Genomic DNA, 4,336 nt, shown 5'->3' on the forward strand with positions numbered 1-4,336 from the left:
TTTTAGAATTTTCTTTACTTTCTTTACTAGCTTTTGCTTGTGAAAGTATAGAACCATAGTTTGAGTTATCATTGATACTAAAGATACTCATATTAATTCCTTTGATTTAGATTCTTTTGCCTTCAACCTAAATATATTAAAATAATATAAGCAAAATCTGTTCCACTTTGGAATAAATTATTTTCCTAAATAAATTCGCAAAGCCCTTTCATAGTCTTCTTTGGTATCAATCCCCATGCTACTAGTGTTAATTTGAAGCATTTTTATCTTTTTGCCATTTTCAATAGCTCTTAATTGTTCCAATTTTTCAGCTTTTTCAAGGGCGGAATTTTCCAAAGTGCAAAATTCACGCAAAGCTTTAACACTATAAGCATAAATTCCTAAATGTCCTTTAAAACTTTCCTCATAGTCTGCCCTTTCGTAAGGAATTTTCGCTCTTGAAAAATATAAAGCAAAATCATTTTTATCGCAAACCACTTTCACCAAATTCGGATCGCTTGCATTATCTTTACTGATATCTTTATAACAACTTGCCATAAAAGCTTCTTGTTTCAAACAAGAATTAGCAAATTCTTTAAATTTGGCTAAATTCTTGCATTCTATAAAGGGTTCATCTGCTTGTACATTGATGATGATTTCATCATCTTTTAGACCAAGCTTTTTACAAGCTTCATTGATCCTATCTGTGCCACTTTCATGATTTTTGCTTGTTAAAACCGCTTTAAAACCATATTGTTTGGCAATTTCTAACACTTTTTCATCATCTACTGCTATGCAAACCTCATCCACACTAGAAACCTGTTTAGCAGTAGCGATAAACATAGGCACACCACCTATATCACAAAGAATTTTTTCAGGAAAACGCGTTGAAGCTAGTCTTGTGGGTATGATAATCATTTTTTAATCCATTCTAAAATTTCACCTTCGATATCTCCTATCTCGTAGACTTTTTCATCAGCATTTTTAAGATCAAAAAGCTCTAAAAGATCTTTTTTGATATCTACTTTAAATTCTTTAGCCAAAAGCTCAAAATCTGCTTTTTCATCCTTGCATTCTCTACCAAAAAGTGCTTTTACCATACTCGGAGTAAATTTAGTCCATTCTGCTGTTGAAGTAATAATACTTGGCTTTGAAGTATCAAGCATTTTAAAGCAAGTTGCTGTATGAGGATCGATTAAAATTTTACTCTCTTTAATAAATTTCATACATTCTTCATCAGTACAAAAATCAGCTTCAAAATCCTCTTGTAAGCTTTGCAATTCTTCTTTTTCTAATTTGAAATATTTCTCAGTTTTTAACAAATTCATCAATTCATTAGTCCTAAGATCTGAAAATTTAGAAAATAACAATCTTTCAATATTTGAAGAAATAAGTATATCCATAGCTGGAGAAATCGTCTTTTTTAAACTTCTATCCCTAAGATCATATTCTCCTTTGGTGAAAAAATCAGTAAGGATATTGTTAGCATTAGAAACAATTTTTATCTTAGAAATTTTAGCTCCCATTAATTTAGCATAATACGCTCCTAAAGCATTGCCAAAATTCCCACTTGGTATAAGAATTTCAATCTCTTCTTTAAATTCATGATAAAGTTTTAAGCTTGCATAGTAGTGATAGATGATTTGAAATAAAATTCTACCAAAATTTACAGAATTAGCAGCGCAAAGTCCGTATCCTACTTTGCTTAACTCGTCCTTAAAAGTTTCTTTTGCAAGCAAATTTTTTAAAGTGCGTTGTGCATCATCAAAATCTCCCCTGATAGCAAAAACCTTTAAATTTCCCTTATCTAAAGCTCTCATTTGAAGCTCTTGTATAGCACTTGTTCCACCTTTTGGATACATGCAAAGCACTTTAATATTTTCTAAATTTTCAAAGCTTTTAAGCGTTGCAGGTCCTGTATCTCCACTCGTAGCACAAATGATTAAAATTTTTTCATTTTGAGAAAATTCATTTAAAAGCACTCCAAAAGGTTGCAAAGCCATATCTTTAAAAGCTCTTGTAGGCCCATGCCAAAGCTCGTTGATGTATGTTTTATCTTTTATCTTTTTTAAAGCGATAGGTGAGTTTTTATCATCAAATTTTTCATAACTTTTTAAAGCTTTATCAAACAAAGCCTCATGTCCAAATTCAAAACTCTCTATCAACTTTAAAGCAAATTCTTTATAAGATAAGTTCGCGTATTTTTCCCCATCAAATTGAGGTAAACTTAAAGGCGAATAAAGCCCACCTTGTGGAGCATTGGGATTAACTAATGCATTTTTAAAATCTACTTTATTGTTTATATTTCTACTTTCAACTAGCAACATTAAAACTCCTTATATATTGATATAATTTTTCTTTGAAATTTTCTTTTAATTCTATATTCAATTCTATAATCTGACACTTAAATCCAAAATCCTTCACCTTAACATAATCCTTAAAAGTTAGCATTAAAGTATCACAATGATGCTTATCCAACAAAGCTTGCAATTCTTCTTTTTTAAATTCATAATGATCTTTAAAAAAATAACAAGCCCTAGCCTTTATAAAATGCTCATAAAGCCTAAAAGGCTTTGCAATCGCTGTAACTAAAACTGCCTTAGGATTTTCTTTTACATAAGAATAGCGTATAAAATCCCTACCCTCACAAGCTATAAAATCAGCTTTTTTTTCATAAAATTTAGGCAAACGATAAGCACCGCTTGGTAAGGTAAAATTAAAATAAGGCTTGATCTTGCTTTCAAGCAAAATATCAAATTTTTGGATATGAAATTTAGAAAAAGCATCATCTAAAAGCACTATTTTAGCCCCTAACTCAAAAGCTTTTTGAATTCCTGCTACCCTATCTTCACTTACGATCACACCCTTTACACACTCTTCAAATGCGTACTCCATCGCCTCATCGCCACTTTGTGAAACTTGAGCTAAAATTGCATTTTCATTTTTAACCACAAGCAAACCCTTGCTTTTACGCCTATAGCCTCTAAGCACTATAAAAACGCCTTCAAATTCCCTTGCTATAGCCTTGCAAATAGGCGTTTTTCCATTTCCTCCAAAGCTTAAATTTCCTACGCTTATAATGGGTTTTTTAAAATCAATCTTTTGGCGAAAACAAGTATTTAAAATCGCACATAAACCATAAAGCAAACTCAAAGGTAAAAAAATAAAAGCTAAACATTTTTGAAAAAAGCTGGGCTTAAAAAAATAATTATCAAGCCAAAGTTGATACTTTTTTTCTTCATTCATTATTTATTCAAACTCGCAATTTCAGGCATATTTCTTTTAAAAGCATTATTTTTTATTCTTGATTGAAGCATATCTAATAATTTTTTATCTAAATTTTCTAATGCTTTCATATCTTGATTTTCAAGCGCTTTTAATCCTTTGTCTATAAGCTCATAAGAAAAACCCAAGTCTTTCTCATCACTTTGTCCTATCCAAAGATCCGCACTTGGAGCTTTTTGAATGAATTTTTCATTTAAATTTAAATATCTTGCTAATCCATAAATTTCACTTTTATAAAGCTCTCCTATAGGATTAAAAGCGTAAGCTAAATCTCCATAAATCGTCCCATAACCCAAAAGTAATTCGCTTTTATTTGAAGTACCAACCACTAAAGCTTTTTTTAAAGCAGAATAATCATAAAGCAAGCTCATTCTAATACGTGCAGCAAAATTTCCCCTGCTTAACTCATCTGTATTTTCGCTTTGTTTTAAAAAAGCCTCTAAAATGTCTTGAATTTCTATAATTTTGTATTTTAAATTCAATTCTTGACAAAGTTTTAAAGCATCGTTTAAATTTTCTTGATTAGAAAATTTTGTAGGCATTAAAAGCGCAAAAACATTTTCACCCAAAGCCTTCTTACAAAGCGTCGCCACCAAAGCAGAATCAATCCCCCCGCTAAGCCCTAAAACAACGCCATTTAAGCCCGAGTCCTTAACCTTGTGCTGAATGAATTCACATAAAGTCTGAGAAATTTTTTCACAATCCATAAACTTACCTTTAAACAATCAATGTATAATTATAATTCATTTTAGGTTCAAATTTCAATAAAAAAGGCTAAAAATGCAAATTCTAAAACAAGCTTGCGGTCCTTATGAGACAAATTGCTATATTTTAAACACCTCTAAAGGGGATTTTATAATAGATCCTGGCGTTAATGCTCTAAGTTTTATAAAGCAATACGCTAAAAAACCTTTAGCGATTTTAAACACTCACGGGCATTATGATCATGTATGGGATAATGCTAGAGTAAAAAAAGAATTTGACATTCCTATTTATATCCATAAAAATGATGAATTTATGCTACAAGATCCTTTTGGAAAAGGTTTTGAGCCAAGTAAAGCTGATGTTTTAA

5 protein-coding genes are annotated in these 4,336 nt (G+C 30.8%); 1 reads left to right on the forward strand and 4 read right to left on the reverse strand.

The window, feature by feature from the left end:
* Positions 1-177 precede the first annotated feature (177 nt).
* The 4 genes from kdsB to CCO88_RS08295 are packed head-to-tail and all read right to left on the reverse strand — an operon-like array spanning position 178 to position 3,971.
* Positions 178-897, reverse strand: coding sequence for a 3-deoxy-manno-octulosonate cytidylyltransferase (gene kdsB / locus CCO88_RS08280; RefSeq protein WP_002780354.1), 720 nt, complete (start codon positions 895-897; stop codon positions 178-180).
* Positions 894-2,306: a threonine synthase gene (gene thrC, locus CCO88_RS08285; RefSeq protein WP_002776726.1), complete on the reverse strand. Its 1,413-nt coding sequence runs from the start codon at positions 2,304-2,306 to the stop codon at positions 894-896. The genes kdsB and thrC overlap by 4 nt, the downstream gene beginning before the upstream one ends.
* Positions 2,293-3,225 carry a tetraacyldisaccharide 4'-kinase gene (locus CCO88_RS08290; protein ID WP_002776725.1) on the reverse strand — a complete coding sequence of 311 codons (933 nt, stop codon included), beginning with the start codon at positions 3,223-3,225 and terminating at the stop codon, positions 2,293-2,295. The genes thrC and CCO88_RS08290 overlap by 14 nt, the downstream gene beginning before the upstream one ends.
* Positions 3,225-3,971, reverse strand: coding sequence for an NAD+ synthase (locus CCO88_RS08295; RefSeq protein WP_002776720.1), 747 nt, complete (start codon positions 3,969-3,971; stop codon positions 3,225-3,227). The genes CCO88_RS08290 and CCO88_RS08295 overlap by 1 nt, the downstream gene beginning before the upstream one ends.
* Before the next feature lie 73 nt (positions 3,972-4,044).
* Here CCO88_RS08295 and CCO88_RS08300 point away from each other — a divergent pair.
* A partial coding sequence (locus tag CCO88_RS08300; protein ID WP_002783780.1) for an MBL fold metallo-hydrolase occupies positions 4,045-4,336 on the forward strand: 292 nt, incomplete at its 3' end.

The organism is Campylobacter coli LMG 9860 (assembly GCF_000254135.1).
GTDB lineage: Bacteria > Campylobacterota > Campylobacteria > Campylobacterales > Campylobacteraceae > Campylobacter_D > Campylobacter_D coli.